We start from the raw sequence: 18,983 nt of genomic DNA on the forward strand, positions 1-18,983 counted from the left end.
CACCTCCTATTTTTTTAATCCATTTATAACTACATCTAATAGTTCATCTATTGTTGATATCATCTTCGCATTTGCTTGATAAGCATGTTGAAATTGTATTAAATTTGTCATTTCTTCATCCAAGGATACTCCTGAAACTGATGCTTTTTGATTTTCCAAATCTGACAGTACCGCCTCCTGATTGTCAACCTGCCTACCAGCCTCTTGTGTAGTTGTCGCAATATTATTTATTATAGTTTTATAATAACTATCCACTGTTGATCCATTTGTTCCAGCATTTAAATTTAAGCAAGTACTATCCGAAAATCCTGTTCCAGATGCATCATCTATCCCTATCTCCTCCAGAAATTCTTTTCTAGTCATTTTAGTTAAATCTTCTGTAGATTTAACGTTACTTAAGTTCATCTTCATTGAGTTAAGATTAGCTATTGCACTTGCTCTCTTTCCATCGCCTTCACCACTGACTGAAGTTGTATTACAGTTTAACAAAGTTGGATCTTTTACTAAATCGTCATTTACTTTTATTGTTGCTGCTGTGATCCCAGTATCTGTTTTACTGCTAGCTCCATTGGTAATAAATATTAAATTATTGTTCAATCCTTGAGACGAAGCACTAGAGTCTAAACTTCCAGTTTGAATTGCATTAACTGAATAAGCTAAACCTGCAGCAAGTCTATCTAAACTATCCATGTATCCTTTTATAGTTTGCTGAACTGATTGGTTTGCAGCTATTTCTCCTCTTACATGGTTATTATCTACATTATTTACTCCACTTTCACTGTCATATTTATAAGTTTGAAACATGCCACCTTTTAACTCCGTATCCGTTACTGGTGGTATTGATTTTACTAATGTTGTATATACAACTGACCCATCTGTATTTGTTAATGCTGTTACCTTCGTTATTGTCGTTACTCCAGATACAGTTGAAGTTGTTGTTCCAACTGTAGGTTTAGGTGTAGTTGTATCACCCGCATTTATCTTTAATTCAGTTTTACTTAATCCTTCTGCATTCCCGTCTTTATCTGCAATTAAAATTCTATTTTGCATTAAATTATCCGCTAAATCTTTGGCCTTAGCCGGATCCGTTGTAACCTTAAATGACTTAGTTGGTAAATTTTCATTTCCTAAAGGATAATATTCTACCGTAACCTCTCCGGTAAAATTTCCAGATGCATCTGTAGTCGCTACCGCACTTTTAACATATGAAAGCCTAGAATAATCTGTATCATTTGGATCTGAATTAACTAAAGATGCATCCGGATACTCTGTTGATGAAAGATTTATAGTATCAAGGTTATCTCTATCGACTTTTATTCCAAATTTATAACTTAATTGATCTAAAAGATTATCTCTTTTATCCATTAAATCATTTGGTGTTTGTCCGACTGCTGAAATACCTCTTATCTGCTTATTCAATTCATTTATTTGATCGAGATAGCTATTTACGTCAGTAACATTAGTTTGAAGAAGTGATTGACTATCATCTTGAGTCTTTTTTAATTGATTGTAAGTATAATTTAACGCATCTGCAAGTGCAGAAGCATCTTTAATGGCTACTGTTTTAACGTCTGATTTACCCGGACTTTTAGATACTTCTTGAAATGCATTAAAAAATTGATTTGTTAGTTCTTGAATTCCTGTATCTGATGGTTCTCCAAAAATATCTTCTGCCTTTGATAAGGTATTACTTGCTTGTGTGTAATATCCAGATGTTCCCGACTCACTTCTTACCTGATAATCTATAAAATAATCTCTAATTCTTTGTATTGATGTTATTTCAGCACCAGTTCCAACTTGTCCAGCTCCAGTTGTATCAAATCTTGACATCCCTCCAAATGGTCTTGTAGTTTCTGCAACGGCTCTTTGCCTCGAAAATCCAACTGTATTTGCATTAGCTATATTATGAGATGTTGTATTTATCGCACCTTGTTGCACATTTAGCCCTCTTTTAGCAATGGTAAACGTATCAAATAATCCTGCCATATGTTTTTTTCCTACCTTTCAATGATTCCAACTTCCATGTAGTATATTATAACTTCCTTATTATTTTTCAATCATAAATTCATTAATATAGAAATAATCTATTTTAAAATTTGTAATCGTTGAATTGACAACATTTATTAAAATATACAAAAGTTCATATAAAGATTTATCTAGATAAATTTCCATATGAATTATATGTCTTTATTTCCCTTCTTGGATTTATTATTTCTAGCATTTTGTTATTAAATATTATTTGTTGTTTTAATAATATATCATTTGTTTCTTTTTGAGAAATAACTGAATTCAATAGCATTTTTATCTTATTATATTCTTCTTTTAACTCTTTACTATTTGAATTCCTTACAACTTCAGTTATTCCCTTATCACCAAGTATATTTCTTCTCTCAATTTCCTGTTTAGCTATTTTCTTACCAGATTCATTAATCTTATCAACTAATCCCTCTAAACCAAATACATCTTTACTCATTATCATTTTATATTGAGTTTCTAACAATTCTAAAAGTCTTTGTAACTCTTCCTCTTGGCTTTGTATTAATTTAATAAGTTCATTTATCATACTTATGCCTTACTCTCCTTCATTGCATCTAACATACTTTTTGCAGTTAATCTTGCATCAACGCTGTATGTTCCACTATCTATTTTATTTTTAATATCTGCTATTTTTTTTGCACTTTGTATATTACTATCTAATGAGTAACCTTTAAGACTTTTTCCAAGTTCTGAAATTTCAATTCTATCTACATCATTAGTTTTCTTTGTCTTTTCGACAGCTTTACTGCTATTTGAGTTATATGCATTTATATATGTCGATCTACTTATTCTATCAATACTCATAATACATTTCTCCATTTCTTAGGCTCCTGAAAGAAAATAACACTTGTTATTTAATTGCGCCTTACTACTTCATTAATATACTTATCGTACTTTTCTTTTATAAGTTTATAGAAAAGTCAATAAAAAATAATTTATGCAACTATTTTAAGAAAATATTCATAATATATGTTATTATTAATCAAAAGACCACTCTGCTATCGTACGTTCTCCTTCCCCCAATATGATTTCGCCTTCACTAAACCAAAAGATATCATTATCTTTATTTCCTCTATCTGTAATATTATCAGAAACATCTTCATCATAAGATTCTATATCGCTCTCGTTTTTCTTTTTGTTTACTCTTTTCTTCTTCTTACTTGAATTTTTCTTAACCTCAAAAATTACAGTAGAATTATTATGTTGATCACTCTCCTCCTTCTTTGCTTCAATCACATTACTATTATCATCACTTTCATTTTCACTATTTGATTTCTGATCATCTACTTTTAAAATCGCTATTTCATTGTCCTTATTTTCTTTAGTATCTACTTCCTCTTTTTCTTTTATAGGAATCACATTTTTCGGACTTACTTCTATGCTCTCATTTTTATCAATGTAAATATCATCTGCAATTTTTACCTCATTTTCTTTTTTCACAATTTCATTTTTTTCTTTAACTTTAATATTTTGATGCTTTACAAAGTTTTTCACCTTGTATATATTATTATCTACGATTTCAATCATTTCTAAATTTATTAGAACATCTAATGCAGATTTTACTTCACTGATATCTCTATTAAATTCTATTGATAAAGTCTCTACTGTGTATGGAATATTTCTTGACATATATAGCTCTCCCTCTTGATTTACCTTTCCAGCTAGAACAACTACCCTGTTCCAAACATAGTGAATAAGATCTCTATTAGTCATCCTATCTATTATTTTAAATTTTGTATCCTCATACATATCAACTCTAAATCTCACATATCTTCTCTCTTTCATATTCATCAATCCCTTTCACATATATTAATAATTTAATTCACAAAAGTTTCTTACACTTAAAAAGTTCCGCATTGTAGAAATGTTCTGTATTGCAGCATAGCTGCTCTTTTCAGTAGTGCATAGCTGCTCTTTTTATCGGGGCATATTTATATGTTAACAAATCAAATTTACAAAAGTGCTCTTACACTCAAAAAAGTTCCGTATTGCAGAAATGTTCCGTATTGCAGCATAGCTGCTCTTTTCAGTAGTGCATAGCTGCTCTTTTTATAAGTGTATATTTATCCCTCCAATTAATATATACGCAAAAAAAGAAATATATAAAGGGTTCTAACAAAATTTTTTATTAAATTATATTTTTATAACTAAGTTATGCGTAATTATTTAGACGCAAAAAAAGCTCAGCGCTATATAACACTAAGCGAATATCAAACTTTTCAAATCACATTATTATTTAATTGCTTTTATTTTAGCTATATCATACCAATTTTTAGATGTTATCATTTCAACACTATTAAGATCATGCTTTATGCTTGTTATATCTTCCGCAGTTCTCTCCACTTGTTCATGTGTTGATTCCAATTTCTTCTCAATTCTCTCTTGACCTTCTTTAAGCTCTCTAACATCTTGTTTAAGTACTTTAACATCTTCTTCGATTCCACTAATTTTAGTTTCTATCCCAATAATTCTAGTTTCTATTCCGCTAATTTTAGCTTCTATTCCACCAATTTTATTTTCCATTGATGTAAATCTTAGTTCAAGCCTTTCAAGGATATCTAAAACTTTATCTTCCACTTTCTCACCTCACATATTTATTAGTAAGTAAATTAATTATATCATAATTTTATATTAGTTCTACTATTATTTTTAATGTATACATATTGCAAAAAGTCCAAAAATAATCTTTCATCATAATTCAAAAATATTAAAAAAATTTTAGTCGTAATTGTGAATTGCAACATATGGATATTCAAACCAAACGATATACTTATACTTTAATTTTTGTGAATTATACTAGAAATTAGATACATGTTTGTGAAAGCGGCATTCGAAATTGAGTTATGATAGTTATTAGTTGAAGGTTGTTCCATTTTTTGCTTGTCCTAAACTTGTTTTTGGAGCATGCAGAAATGGGTTCAACCTTCCACTTAAAACTATCCATCGAAAATTTCATTAGTCCACCGAAACAGATTTGTATCTAATTTCGTTTTTTCCGCATATGTTTAATTTTCAAAGTATAGATAAAACAATCATAAACTATACTTAAACTATTAAATATTTTCCAATCAGAAATGAGTAATATACTTTTGTGGAATGTTTCATTGGTAATTATGATGGATGTGATTCTTAATTGAAATTCCAAATCTATGATTTGGTCAATTGAAATTACTCAGTGAACGAAGTGAGTCGAGTTTCCTTTGAACTGTTCCAAATGTGCTCGTTCAAAAATTGAGAATCGAAATTTTATATTTCGTTCTTCGAACTTTCTCTGTGAGCGCTTGTTCTTTGAGGCTAGCACTTTGGGTGCAACTTTATAGCCTTAGAATCACCCATCACAATTACCTAGAAACTGGAACAAAAGTATGTTATTCATTTCGGCGAGCTATATGCATAATTTTAGGTCTTAGTTGGTTTATCTATATCCAAAAATAAAAACTCCCTCTCGGGAGTTTTTATTTTAGTCTCTTTATTCTTTCAACACTGCTTACTATATTTGTTATTCTTATTCCAAAGTTTTCATCAACTACAACAACTTCACCTAAAGCTATTTGTTTTCCATTAACTAATATTTCAACTGGTTCTTCTGCAAGTTTATCTAACTCTATTAAGGAACCTGTTCCTAAATTTAAAATATCCTGTATACTTTTCTTTGTTCTTCCTAGAACTACGGATATATCTAAAGGAACATCTAATATCAAGTCAATATTCTTTATTGGCGGAACGCTATTTTGCGGTACTAATGGTTCAAACGTTGCCGCATGAACTTCTACCGGCTGCTGCATTCTTGGCTGCTCATATTGTGGTTGTTGATATTGAGGTTCTGGTTGATATTGTTGTTGTGGCTGCTGTTGAACAGGCGCTGGCTGTTCGTATATTTCTTTATTTACAATTGTATCTTTTTTATTGTCTTTTGCTGGTTCTGATGCTGCCACTTCTTTTGCCTTATCTTCTCCAGTCATTATCGCAACAATATTTTTAGCTGTCTCTATTGGAAATATTTGCATTATATTACTATCTACAATATCTCCAATAGTCATTCTAAACGATACTCTTACTATTGGTTGATCTTCTGGTATTGCATCAGAGATTGGTATAGATCCATCAACCACAACCTTAGCTGATGGTGGTGATATATCTACTTTTCTTCCAAACATAGTAGCCATAGATGTAGCCGCAGATCCTATCATTTGATTCATAGCTTCTGAAACTGCACTAATCTCTATTTCAGATAACTCATGAGTCTCAGTTACATTTCCATCTCCGCCCATCATAAGGTTAGATATAACCAATCCATCTAATGTCTTTATGATTAAAATATTTCTTCCTATTATTCCCGCTACATATTCAATATCTAATACAATATTCGGTGTTTCAAAGCCTTCTTTTATTTCCTTCAAAGTAGTCACACTAACTACTGGAGTAGTTATGTTAACTTGTTGATTTATAAGCTGATATAAGGCAGTTGAAGCTGATCCCATAGAAATATTCCCGATCTCTCCAAGCAGATCCTTATCAATATCAGTTATAACTCCAGTATCTATTTTATTATCATCAGCTGACGCATCTGCACTTTCAGCTTCAGTAGAAGCTAAATCTTCACCTGCTAATAACGCATTTATTTCTTCTTGCGATAAAAAGTTATTGCCCATACCCATTCACTTCCTTATCCGTTATATCTAAAATCATAACACCTGCATTTTTTCCTACTACACCCGGCTTAGCATAATAACATTCTTCATTACCTACATATACTTTTATTGGTGATGAACTTTTATTATCAAGTTTAATTACATCACCTACTGTTAGTTTCAAGAAATCATCTACTGTTATATTAGCAGTTCCAAGTTCCGCTATAATTTCAACATCAACCTTATTGATTCCTTTTTCTATTTTTTCTCTCGATTCAGCCATCGAAGCCTCATTATCATTCTTAAATGCATATTGTACTACTAATTTATCTAGTATTTTCTCTACGCTTAAATAAGGAAGACACATATTAATAAATGTGCTTCTCTTATTCATTTCTACTGAAAATGTTATTAATGCCACAGGATCATTAGGTGCTAGTGTTTGATTGATTGCCGGATTAGTTTCAATTGCTTCTACTTCTGGCTCAACTTCTATTACCGAATCCCATGCTAACTTTAAATTGCTTATCATTCCGGTAGTTACTTGTCGCATTATATTCTTGTCTATATCTGTAAATTCTTTTGTTTCAGCTTTTCTATTTCCCTTCCCCCCAAGTAAAACATCTATTACTTGAAGAGAAAATTGAGGATTAGTTTCGAATATTATTGTCCCTGATAATGGAGCCATTTTAAATATTGTAATAATGGTAGGGTTTTGCACAGAGTGAATAAATTCCTCATATGTTATCTGCTCTACAGATTCTATCTTCACCTTAACATTTTGCCTAGTTTGACCTGTTAAGTAGTTGGAAATAATTCTCGCATAATTATCATGAACTAATTCAAGTGTCCTTATATGCTCTTTTGAAAATTTTTGAGGACTCCTAAAATCATAAAGCTTAACTTTATGTTTTTCTTCATCTTTACCAACATCTTCTGACTCTATTTCACCTGTAGATAAGGCAGATAATAAGGCATCTATTTCACTTTGCGATAAGACATCTGCCATACTTTTCCCTCATTTCAATAAACTAATTTAATAATTTGTCGATATCTATTATTGTAAGAAGTTTTTCATCATAATTTAATATACCTTTAATATAAGGCTGTGCTTTACCTGCATCTTTTTCTATTTTTTGTATATTTTTCTCATCTATATCTAAAACTTCTTCAACCTCATCTACTGATATTCCAATTTCTTCATCTTCTACTGTTAAAATAATTATATTATTTTGTTCTTTCCCAGGAGTTACATCAAGTAATAAATTTATGTCAACAAGAGATTTAATGCTCCCACGTAAATTTATTAATCCTTTAATATAACTCGGAGCCTTAGGAACTTTTGTAATCCCCATAGTATCATTGATACTTTGGACTCTATCTGTTTCTACTGCAAAATGTTCTTCTCCTAGTTTGAATACTACTATTTGCATTCATACTCCTCCTCTACAATAATATACAATCAACCATTAATAATTGACACTTAAATTAAAATTTCTTTAAAATTTGCAAAGATTTATTTATAGCCTGTTATAATTCATTTCTTGTATTATTGCTTTTATATTAACCTACAACTTTCTTTATAGCTTCTAAAACTCTATCCGCTTGGAATGGTTTTACTATAAAGTCTTTTGCTCCAGCTCTTATTGCATCCATAACCATTGATTGTTGTCCCATTGCTGAACACATGATTACTTTAGCATCTGGATCGAATGCTTTTATTTGTTTAACTGCTTCAATTCCATCCATATCTGGCATAGTTATATCCATTGTTACTACGTCTGGTTTTTCTTTTTTATAAAGGTCTACTGCAACTATTCCGTTATTTGCTTCACCTACTATTTCAAAATCATTCTTTTCTAAGATATCCTTTATCATCATTCTCATGAACGCTGCATCATCCACAATTAAAACTCTAGCCATACAATTTTACCTCCAAAATTTAATTTATTCCTATAGATTTCAATATTTTCTCTAACGAACCCGGCATAGGGATATAATAAAAATGTCCACCTATATTCTCTTCTGTATCACTGTCTAAGAATACAGTTTCAATATCTAGTATATATTCATCATATTGATTGGACTCAATAAATGTAGTTGTGAGTATTGCACCTAACATATCAAATGAAGTTGCAGGCACTGATGGTGCCATAACAAGATTAGTTAACTGTGCAATAGCATTCATATATGATGCTGATATTATATTTGCTATCTCGCATAATACAGAACTTCCCATTTCACTTTCTGGAGACTGCTTGCTTCCAACTAATTTTTTTATTACATTTTCAGCTGTTTCCTGTTCGAATACTAAAAGCATATTTCCCGAAATATCGCCTAGCACTCTTACAACTGTTCCAGCTACAGCACATTCTCCACTTTCTTGAAATACTTCTTCTAGTTTTACTACATTTACTGCTGGTACTGTCATATCTACTTTTTTTCCCATCATCATAGAAAGAGCAGTTGCTGCATTACCTGCACCTATGTTAGAAACTTCTTTAAGTGCATCTAATTGCAAAGTGCTTAAATTAGAATACTCCACTTATAACCCTCCTTTAAAATTTTTCACCCTAAAGGGCCAATCATCTCACATTTATATATTATTATTGCCTTTATAACATAACAATAATAACATATCTTGTCCACTCCAAACCTTTAGCCTTTTGCTCATTTTTATGGAATTATAAGTCAAACTAATTTTAATTAGATTTAAAAATCTTACTTAAAAATTTCACTTTATAATAATGCCCCTACATCTAGTATCAGCGTTACTAAACCATTACCAAGTATAGTCGCACCAATATACTGATCTAAATTCTTTAATGTTTTTCCGAGTGGTTTTATAACTATTTCTTGTTGTCCAAGTAATGAATCGACTAATAAACCTATAGTTTTATCACCTACATTAACTATTATAACAAATTTCTTATCAGTATTACTAGCCTCTATATCTAAAGTTTCATTTAATCTTACTAATGGAATTACATTTTCTCTATAAATAATAACTTCTTTTCCATTACTTTTCTTTATATTTTCCTCTTTATAGTCAATTACTCTATCAATAAATCCTAATGATATTGCTAATGTTTCCTCTCCTACCTTTACAAGTAAAGCTTGTATTATTTGTAATGTAAGTGGAAGCTTAATTACAAAAGTTGAACCTTTACCTTCTTCACTTAGTAGATCTACAGTACCACCGAGTGCTGCAATTTTTGTTTTAACAACATCCATTCCAACTCCTCTTCCTGAGATATCTGTTACAACTTCATTAGTACTAAATCCTTGAGCAAAAATCAAGTTCTTAATATCACTATCTGATAATCCTTCTGTGTTTATTCCCTTTTGCTCTGCTTTAGCTTTTACTCTTTCAAGATTTATTCCTGCACCATCATCTGATACCTTTATTAATGCTTTTGTTCCTTCTTGGTATGCAACAAGCTTAACAGTTCCAACTGGAGGCTTACCTTGTGCAATTCTCTTTTCAGCAGATTCTATACCATGATCCGCTGCATTTCTTAATAAATGTATTAATGGTTCACCTATTTCATCAATAACAGTTCTATCAAGTTCAGTATCAGCACCTTCTATAACAAAGTTAATTTCCTTATTTAATTCTACTGATATATCCCTTATCATTCTTGGGAATCTATTGAATACTGTATCTAGTGGAAGCATTCTAATCTTCATAACCAAATCTTGAAGATCAGATGTTGTTCTTCCTACTTGTTCCAATGTTTCATTTAACTCTTGCGATTTATGAACATTTACAATTTGTTCTAATCGAGTTCTATAAATTACAAGCTCAGAAACCATATTCATTAAATTATCTATTCTCTCTAAATCAACTCTTACTGATTGATGTGCTTTCTTAACTTCTTTCTTTTGAGTAGGCTTTTTAGCAACTGGTTGCTTTGTCTCAACTTTTGCTTCAGCTGGCTTTTCTTCTAGAGCTTTTTCTATAACTGGTAACTGTGGCACTTCTTTTACTTCTGCTTCCTTTGGAGCTATATCTAAACTTTCTAATTCTATTAAAGAAGCTTCAACTTTTGCAACTTCTGAAATTCCATTTACAACAGTTAATATTTCATCTACAGTATTTTTAGTTACTAAGATAAATTTCAATTCAAAATCAAACTCTTCATTTTCAATTTCTTGAGTTGATGGGTCTGATTTTAATATTTCTCCGTGATCTTCAAGATCTTTAACTATTAGAAATGCTCTTGCTGATTTTAATAAAGTGTTTTCACTTAATGTTACTTTTAATTCAATGGAGTTAAATCCTTTTTCTCTAGCTTGTCTAATAACAGATGTGTCATATTGATTTAAATCTAAATCAAATTCATCACCTGATATCATTTTATTTTCATCTTCTGACTTAATTTCACTAGCTTGTGTTTCTTCTTGTACGTTACTCTTGTTTCCATTTTCTTTTATATCAGCTAAAGCTTTCATTATTCCATCTATATCTATTTTTTCCTCAGAACCTTCTTGAACGTTGTCAACCATCTTTTCTAATGTATCAAGACAATCAAACAATACTGTCACTACATCCTGAGTTACTTTTAGTTTTCCTTCTCTGAATTCAGCTAATACATCTTCCATCTTATGGGTAAGTTCTGCTAAATCAGTAAATCCCATAGTCGCTGCCATTCCCTTAATTGTGTGAGCAACTCTAAATATTTCATTAACCTTATCTGTATCATCTGGATTTTGTTCTAAATCTAATAGTGATTCATTCAATGTTTGTAAATTTTCTAATGACTCCTCTAAAAACATTGACATATATTGAGATGTATCCATCCTTACTCCTCCTCTATATCTTTTTATAAATAAAGGTTGATGCTTTTTCAAATCCATAGTCTCTATAATTATAAATGCTCTCTGTAGCTCCTACAAATAAAAGCCCACCCTTTTTTAATGAGTTACTGAATTTTTTATAAATTTCCTGTTTAACATCATTATTAAAATAAATAACTACATTTCTACAAACAATTAAATCAAAGCCAGTATCATATCGATCTAAAATCAAATCATGTTTCTTAAAAGTTACCATATTCTTAATTTTAGACTCTACATAGTATTTATCGTCCCTTACTTTAAAATATTTACTTAAATCTGTATTATTTACACCTTTCATTTCATTTTGAGTATATTCTCCAAGCTTTGCTCTAGAAAGTATAGTATCATCTATATCTGTAGCTATTATATTATGTCTTCCATTTGGTGCTAACTTATCCAATATTATTCCTAATGAGTATGGTTCACAGCCTATTGAACAAGCTGCACTCCAAATTTTTAGACTTGAATTATTTGGTAGTAACTCCTTTGCAATTTGTTTTTCTAAATCAGTAAATAATTCTGGATTTCTAAAAAATTCTGTTACGTTTATTGTTATGAAATCTAAAAACTTTTGTCTTTGCTCTGGATTACTTTTTATAGACTTGGAATATTCATCTAATGTTTTTATACCAACTCTTGTCATTAAGCTGTTTATTCTTCTATTTAGCTGTTCTGGCTTATATGCTGATAAATTTATACCCAACTCTTTATGAACCCATTTGTGAAATTCATTAAAATCCATATTTCCTCCTATAACTGTTTAATTATTTTTACTATATTTTCAGCTATTTCATTAAGCGGAGCCACTAAATCTACTTTTCCAGTTTCAAACGCAGCCTTTGGCATACCATAAATTGTACATGTAGATTTATCCTCTGAAATTGTTATACCACCATTATCTTTTATGTTTGCAGTTCCATCAGCACCATCTCTGCCCATTCCTGTAAGAATTACAGATATTAAATTTCCTCTGTACACTTTTATAGCAGAATTAAATAACTTGTCAACTGCTGGTCTTACTCCCCATATAGGTGGCTCTTCATTTAAGTGAATTAAATTATTTGATCCTACAGTCATATGTTGACCACCCTTAGCAATATATATTGTATCATTACTAATCCTCATACCTTCTGCTGCCTCAACCACTTTCATATTGCAAGCTTTATCTAGTCTTTCAGAAAATACTTTTGTAAAGCCTTCTGGCATGTGCTGAACCACAAAAACTGGTACACCTAAATTTTTAGGTAATTGGGTTAATACCTCCTGAAGAGCCTTAGGACCTCCAGTAGATGCCCCAATTACAACTGCATCTATCTTTTTATTTTTAGGTATACTATTCACCCTATGTATAGTTTTTTCTTTTATTATATTAGGATTATTTAACCCAATCTCATTATTAGTTATTGGGTTATTTTTATTAGTTTCTAAACTTGTTAACTTCTTTCTAGAATTAACATTGCTAGTTATACTTTTTATTTGTTCTATTAAGTTATTTTTAACTTTTGCTATATCTAGCGAAATACTTCCTGATGGCTTAGTTATAAAGCTAATAGCTCCATTATCCAAACATTCTAAAGTTAGTTCCGATCCTTCTGTCGTTGAACTACTAAGCATTATTACAGGATAACTTTTCCCAAGTCTTTTTAATTCTTTAAGAGTTGCAAGTCCGTCTAAATCCCTCATATGTACATCTAATGTGATAAGGTCCGGATTGTACTTCTCTACCTTCTCAACCAATTCTCTTCCATCTCTAAATTTAGCTATAACTTCAAAATTACTTTCTGATTCTATCATATCTGATATCGCCTTCCTCATAAAAGCCGAATCATCAACAACAATAATCTTTATCTTACCCACCTAATCACACCTCTCTCTTTATTCTACAATTCTACAATTCTACAATTCCAAGCCCTACAACTTTAAGTATTACCTTTCCATCGCTTGCATAAAGGATCATAGTTCTACCTTTATTTCCACCTATCTCCTCAGCAATTATAGGTATAGATTCTTCTTTTAAACTTTTCTTCACTGCATCACTATTCCTTTTTCCAATATCGCTTATTATGCTCTTATCAGAAAAATTAAACATTGAAGCTCCGCCAGCTATTTTAGCCACGAGATTTCTCTTTTTACACCCTTGCTTTTCCATTTTATCAATTAATAGTGGAATAGCTAAATCTGCAAATTTCATGGGGTTTGTACTACTTTTAAATTGTGTACTATCAGGAAGCATTATATGTGCTAATCCTGCCACCTTAACTGTTCTATCATATAAGGCGATTCCTATACATGATCCGAGTCCTATTGTCATTATTGTTCCTGGGTCGAGTACTAAATTTAGATCAGCTATTCCAACTTTTACTTCTGCACTTACCATCTTTACCCCCTAAAAGATTTTTTCTTCATCCTCTGAAGACAGTATCTTTTCTAAGTCTAATAAAATAACAATATTATCTTTTAATTTTATCAAACCTGCTATATATCTTTTGTCTATTGTTGCTGTTATAGGAGGTGCTTCTTCCATCAAATCACTACTAACATCTCGCACTTCGTAAACATTTTCTACAATAATTCCGAATTTATTTTCATCTCTTTTTACAACTATTATTTTTCTATTTTCATTTTCTTCATCTTCTCCAAAATTAAACTTTTTGGATAAGCTAATTATTGGAAGTATACTTTGTTCATAATTTATTACTCCCTTTACAAAACTAGGCGAATCAGGAAGAATTGTTGGTTCTTCATATCCTAAAATCCTCTCAACTTCTTTTATATCTGTTGCGTAATGTTCTCCATTTAATCCAAATATTAAAATTTTCACTTCATTACTTGACATTACTTTGAACCCTCCTATAGTATAAATTTATCAATTGTTATTTCTCCAGTTTTATCTATATATGCCTCTACATTTTTAGAAGAAACCTCTAACATAATTTGTTTTTCTCCAAAGCAGAAAATAGTATTGTTATAAGCTATATCAGCTGTAATTCTTCCTTTTTTAGAGACTTTTAAAACAGTACTAACTCCAGCTGCACTTCCCACTGTCTTTAACTTTATTTCAGATCCTGCTGAAAGTGTGCCACCTCTACAAACAGCTTTTTCACTGGTAAACTCTATATTTTCCAATGCTATTATGTTACAGGTATACTGTCCTTTACCTGTAACAAAAACACTCCCTGATGCTTCTATGGTAGACCCTTGAGCATACGCTAAATGCACGTTTGTAGGAATTACCATCAAATCTTCCATTTCGCAAATTTCTTCATCTAACAATTCCTTAAAAATATCAAATTCATTAATATTATTTATTTTAAGTGGGCCCAAGCCCAATAGCTTATTTATTATAAATGTTGTAACGTCACTATGCTGAATTCCTTCAGACATATTATAATTCAAAATATTTCTACATATTTTAGGTAATGATTTCAACTTATTCTCTATTAATATTTTAATTATTTCTCCATCTTTTTTTGAACCTAGTAAGTTATGTTCTTTTACTTGCACTGTTGAATCAACTAAATCATCAATAATATGAGCCAGACTCTTCAAACTTTCTAAATACTGCTTTTTCTCAACATTCTCACATCCAGCTGTCACTGTTGAATTCAATATATTTCCGCCTATAAAAATTTCTCCTGAAGACCTGATCATTGCAGATTCTACATTTTTGCCAACATGAAGCTCATTCCCTGCTTTAACTTCCATTCCTTCTAAAATATTACCAACAACTTCAACATTGCCAACAAAATCTATGTTTCCGCTTTTTAAATCTACTTGATCTACCTTGTATAATTTATTTACTACAAATGTATTTGCTTTATAAGCTGGCTTACCCTCAGACGTTGCTATAATACTATTGTTTTCAAGTTTACATCCCTCTCCAAGTCTTACTCCCGTCTTTTTAAAAGTCTTTCTTTTAACAGGAACACCATATATATCTTGTCCATCATTTCCCGATTTTCCAGGTATTATTTCGCCTATAACGTCTCCAACTTTAACATTTGCAATTAGAAATCTATTTCTATAATCAACTTTTTCTTCTGAGTCTTTGTAATGAATTAATTCTTCTGAATCGTGAAATAGAACTTGAATCTCATCTGGAATGTCATCTACAGCAGGCACTCCTTTTGCAACTAACTTTTTTTCTATATTATGTTCATTGCATATACTTTCTAATTCTTTTTCAATAATTCCATATTTAATACCATTACTCTTTAGCAACTCTTTTAATTCTTTTACTGTATATTTTGGTGGATATTTATCATCAACATTCTTCTTTTTGATTGTTAAATTTTTTTGATATTCTTGGTTAACTAATTCATATATATGAGCTGGGGTTGATTTTATATCAACATATGCCTCCATTTTATCATCTGTAATTGATATATTTATGTTTCTTGTAGGCTCGTTCTCTTCAAATTTATATTCAATTTTATCTCGTGATGTTACAGGCGTTATTCCATCACATTTTTGCCCATTAATAATTAAAATTACACCCGGACAAGTTTTTATAGTAATAATTTCATCTTTATTATCATATTCTGTTATTATTATTTTCCCATTCTCAATCTTAGCTCCAAATTCTTCTTTAGTTTCTGGTAATTCTTCAATTATTTCCTTTTCTTCAATGCTGCTCTTATTTTCGTCAACTTCTATTATTTCTATCTCTACTTTCTTTCTAAAAAACTTCTTTTCTTCCTTAATTATTCTATATTTTAAAACTTCTTTCGAAAGATTTAATTCAGAAGATGCTTTTTCAAGACATTCATTTAAGGATGATCCAGAAAACTTCAAGTCCATAAATATCTCCCCCTAAAATACTCCTTTATCTAAGTATACCACAGCCTATTTTAATTTTATATCCATTATTTATATTAATCTATATTATTTTACATGAAAATACAAATTAACTTAATTTTAATGATTTTTTATATATTTTTCTATCTCATCATCATATTCTTTCATCAATTTTCTAATCAAGTTATTATCTGCATTAAAATTTATGCTATTTAGTGTTTTTATTGGTAATATTTTAGGGGATGTACCCGAAATAAACATTCCATCCAATTTATCTATATCAGAATATTTATATTCTACTTCCTCGACTTCAACCCCAACCTTATTTGCAATATCTATTATTTCTCCTCTAGTTACTCCCGGTAGTACAGCTTTTACAGGTGATGTAAGAAGTTTATTTCCTTTAACCATGAAAATATTTGATCTGCTGCCTTCTGTTACATGCCCATTTGAATCGACTAAAATAGCTTCATACGCATTATTATCCTTTATCTCTTTATTAACTCTTTCTCTAAAGGTATCATTTATTATTTTCGCATTAGGATTTTCTCTTTCTCCAAAATAAAGTATAGTGTTAACCCCATTCATATACATTTCATCAGATGGATATGAGTGTTCAATAAAAAATACTCTTAGCTTTTTTTCATTTACTCCAAATGTTATTTTTATATTTCCTTCAGATCTATTTTCACTTTCTATTAGTTCCTCAATTTCCTTACTTATTTCTTCGTAACTTACTAAAAATTCTTCATTTATTAAATTAAAAGAATTTTTCATTCTTTTTAAATGACTTTCTAGAAAAATTGACTTTCTATCTATTACTCTTAAAACTTCATAAATTATTTTATCTTCCATGCCTTGCCATCCCTTTCTACTATATATAGATATTGCAATTCACAATGCACAATGCACATTTCACAATTCAGAATCATTGCTAAAATTCCTGCAATATTTTTAGAATCATGATAAAGAATCATTTTTGCAATGTATATATTATATATATATAATCTGTAATATTAAATTAATATTATTAATTGCATAAGCCTAAACTTTAATCATATACTAATGTAAATTCTTTAACACAGCTTATACTATGTAATCAAATCAATTTTATTTCTTAATAAGACTGATATCTTAATTTATATTTTATTTCCATCTTAGTATCTCTATATCATGATTCTTTTTATAGTTTATTAAATATGGCTTACCTACTAGATCCAATAATGGTTTATCTGATAAGGAATCAGAAAACATATACGATTCCTTAAAATCCACCTCAATTTTTTCATCTTTAAGTACTTCTTTCAATCTTCTAACCTTCTCTTCTCCCTTGCAGTTATTCCCTACCATTTTTCTTACGAAAGTTCCATTTTCAAATCCAAATTTAGTTCCTATTACTTTGTCAACTTCTTTTATATTGTAAAATTCATTAACGTAAAATTCAGGAGATGCTGAAATCAGGTATATATCATACCCCTCATTTTTAAGTTTTTTAATCATTTTCAACGCATCATCATATAAAATATTTTTTAGCCTTTCATCATAAAACTCTTTAACAAGTTCAGCTAACTCTTCTTCTTTTATTCCATCTATAAACCTTAAAAATGTCTCTTTTACTTTTCTCTCATCATATATTCCAATTGCGTACATAATTCCACAGTATATAGCTCTTGGTAAGAATCTAAGATTTTTTTTATCTTTTTTAATTACATACTTAAATAATTCCATTAAGGTTTCTTTTTTAGTGATGGTATAATCTATGTCAAATATAGCAAGTTTCTTCAAAACACAAATACCTACCTTTTTAATATTTAATTCTTAACACTCAAGCATATCATTTAATTTTACTTTAAATCCTTAAGTATTTAGAGCTAAATATTATTAATGATTAATTTTGATTAAAAATCCTTGGGCTTTTTTTAACTCAATTTCAGTATTCTTTTTATCACTCTTTTATTTTAAGTAATAATAACTTTAATTATTACAAGAAAATCGTAAATATATATGTTGCAATTCACAATGTATATTTCACAATGCACAATTACAGCTAAAATTCTCACAACATTTTTAGAATTATGATGAAGAACTATCTTTGCAACATATATACAAAAATTAAAAATCAATTCTAACTATAATATTCTTTCTTCATATTTAGTATTTATAGACAAATAAATCAACAATACGATTTACAATTTACAAATCATATTTTTCATAAGCTGAAGATAATCTCTTGATTATAGACAAGTAACAAGAGATAAGTGACAAGTTAAGGATGGAATTTCCTTTAGAAATTTCTAAAAATATTATTTTAAGAAAAGCCGATGGCTTTTCTTAATTAACTTATCACTTGAAACTTATAACTAATACCAACTTTTTATTTAATCAATCTAAGCCATAAACTGCATACTATAAATATAATTCTTAATACTTTATCTACATAAATAAAGTATTTAAGAACTCGACTTATTAGATTAACATATTTACAAAGTTACTAAAACTTTAAGTTCATATCTTCACTAGAAATCATAAATATATTTGTGGAGAAAACATTTGAAAATGAGCTGCTAAAAGTTCTTAGCTGTAGGTTGTTCTATTTTAGCTTGTCAAACTGAAAGTTGGAGCATGCTAAAATAGATACAACCTGCTGCTTAGAACCTTCAGCGATATTTTCATAGC

Annotated in this window: 18 protein-coding genes; all 18 read right to left on the bottom strand. The window is 29.9% G+C overall.

All coding sequences use genetic code 11. The features are described 5' to 3' along the window. Nucleotides 1-6: 6 nt before the first annotated feature. The 18 genes from flgK to F3K33_RS22070 all read right to left on the bottom strand — a co-directional run bounded on the left by flgK (nucleotide 7) and on the right by F3K33_RS22070 (nucleotide 18,092). Entirely contained in the window at nucleotides 7-1,986 is a 1,980-nt protein-coding gene (flgK, locus tag F3K33_RS21985; RefSeq protein ID WP_039770193.1) for a flagellar hook-associated protein FlgK, read from the bottom strand. A 166-nt stretch (nucleotides 1,987-2,152) separates the two neighbouring features. Beyond that, complete coding sequence (gene flgN, locus F3K33_RS21990) at nucleotides 2,153-2,563, bottom strand: flagellar export chaperone FlgN (protein ID WP_039770192.1); 411 nt, start codon at nucleotides 2,561-2,563, stop codon at nucleotides 2,153-2,155. Nucleotides 2,564-2,565: 2 nt separating this feature from the next. Next, a complete protein-coding gene (locus tag F3K33_RS21995) occupies nucleotides 2,566-2,841 on the bottom strand; it encodes a flagellar biosynthesis anti-sigma factor FlgM (RefSeq protein ID WP_039770191.1) in 276 nt (91 codons plus the stop codon). Nucleotides 2,842-3,015: 174 nt separating this feature from the next. Next, nucleotides 3,016-3,828 (bottom strand): putative phage replisome organizer, encoded by an 813-nt coding sequence (locus tag F3K33_RS22000; RefSeq protein WP_051144786.1) that lies wholly within the window; start codon nucleotides 3,826-3,828, stop codon nucleotides 3,016-3,018. 441 nt (nucleotides 3,829-4,269) lie between these two features. Further along, on the bottom strand, nucleotides 4,270-4,614 hold the full coding sequence (locus tag F3K33_RS22005; RefSeq protein ID WP_039770189.1) for a hypothetical protein: 345 nt from the start codon (nucleotides 4,612-4,614) through the stop codon (nucleotides 4,270-4,272). Between the two features lie 878 nt (nucleotides 4,615-5,492). Next, nucleotides 5,493-6,695, bottom strand: a complete 1,203-nt coding sequence (fliY, locus tag F3K33_RS22010) for a flagellar motor switch phosphatase FliY (RefSeq protein WP_174775799.1) — start codon at nucleotides 6,693-6,695, stop codon at nucleotides 5,493-5,495. Further along, nucleotides 6,679-7,677 (bottom strand): flagellar motor switch protein FliM, encoded by a 999-nt coding sequence (gene fliM, locus F3K33_RS22015; protein ID WP_039770186.1) that lies wholly within the window; start codon nucleotides 7,675-7,677, stop codon nucleotides 6,679-6,681. The genes fliY and fliM overlap by 17 nt, the downstream gene beginning before the upstream one ends. Nucleotides 7,678-7,699: 22 nt before the next feature. Next, complete coding sequence (locus tag F3K33_RS22020) at nucleotides 7,700-8,101, bottom strand: chemotaxis protein CheW (protein ID WP_017211296.1); 402 nt, start codon at nucleotides 8,099-8,101, stop codon at nucleotides 7,700-7,702. A gap of 130 nt (nucleotides 8,102-8,231) precedes the next feature. Beyond that, nucleotides 8,232-8,591: a response regulator gene (locus F3K33_RS22025; protein ID WP_017211295.1), complete on the bottom strand. Its 360-nt coding sequence runs from the start codon at nucleotides 8,589-8,591 to the stop codon at nucleotides 8,232-8,234. 19 nt (nucleotides 8,592-8,610) lie between these two features. Continuing rightward, nucleotides 8,611-9,213, bottom strand: a complete 603-nt coding sequence (locus tag F3K33_RS22030) for a chemotaxis protein CheC (RefSeq protein ID WP_012060463.1) — start codon at nucleotides 9,211-9,213, stop codon at nucleotides 8,611-8,613. 194 nt (nucleotides 9,214-9,407) lie between these two features. After that, entirely contained in the window at nucleotides 9,408-11,471 is a 2,064-nt protein-coding gene (locus tag F3K33_RS22035) for a chemotaxis protein CheA (protein WP_031275604.1), read from the bottom strand. 13 nt (nucleotides 11,472-11,484) lie between these two features. Continuing rightward, nucleotides 11,485-12,252 carry a CheR family methyltransferase gene (locus tag F3K33_RS22040; RefSeq protein WP_023973520.1) on the bottom strand — a complete coding sequence of 256 codons (768 nt, stop codon included), beginning with the start codon at nucleotides 12,250-12,252 and terminating at the stop codon, nucleotides 11,485-11,487. Nucleotides 12,253-12,260: 8 nt separating this feature from the next. Beyond that, nucleotides 12,261-13,367: a protein-glutamate methylesterase/protein-glutamine glutaminase gene (locus F3K33_RS22045; protein ID WP_039770184.1), complete on the bottom strand. Its 1,107-nt coding sequence runs from the start codon at nucleotides 13,365-13,367 to the stop codon at nucleotides 12,261-12,263. Between the two features lie 31 nt (nucleotides 13,368-13,398). After that, the gene (locus F3K33_RS22050) at nucleotides 13,399-13,887 is read right to left on the bottom strand and encodes a chemotaxis protein CheD (protein WP_017211292.1); all 489 of its coding nucleotides are present in this window, start codon (nucleotides 13,885-13,887) and stop codon (nucleotides 13,399-13,401) included. Between the two features lie 9 nt (nucleotides 13,888-13,896). Further along, nucleotides 13,897-14,346: a chemotaxis protein CheW gene (locus F3K33_RS22055; protein ID WP_017211291.1), complete on the bottom strand. Its 450-nt coding sequence runs from the start codon at nucleotides 14,344-14,346 to the stop codon at nucleotides 13,897-13,899. A gap of 14 nt (nucleotides 14,347-14,360) precedes the next feature. Next, a complete protein-coding gene (locus tag F3K33_RS22060) occupies nucleotides 14,361-16,310 on the bottom strand; it encodes a flagellar assembly protein A (RefSeq protein WP_039770182.1) in 1,950 nt (649 codons plus the stop codon). 117 nt (nucleotides 16,311-16,427) lie between these two features. Then, nucleotides 16,428-17,162, bottom strand: a complete 735-nt coding sequence (locus F3K33_RS22065; RefSeq protein ID WP_039770180.1) for an aminotransferase class IV — start codon at nucleotides 17,160-17,162, stop codon at nucleotides 16,428-16,430. A gap of 291 nt (nucleotides 17,163-17,453) precedes the next feature. Further along, nucleotides 17,454-18,092: an HAD family hydrolase gene (locus tag F3K33_RS22070; RefSeq protein ID WP_023973525.1), complete on the bottom strand. Its 639-nt coding sequence runs from the start codon at nucleotides 18,090-18,092 to the stop codon at nucleotides 17,454-17,456. Nucleotides 18,093-18,983 lie beyond the last annotated feature (891 nt).

It is taken from the genome of Clostridium beijerinckii, from assembly GCF_008705175.1.
Lineage (GTDB): Bacteria > Bacillota > Clostridia > Clostridiales > Clostridiaceae > Clostridium > Clostridium beijerinckii.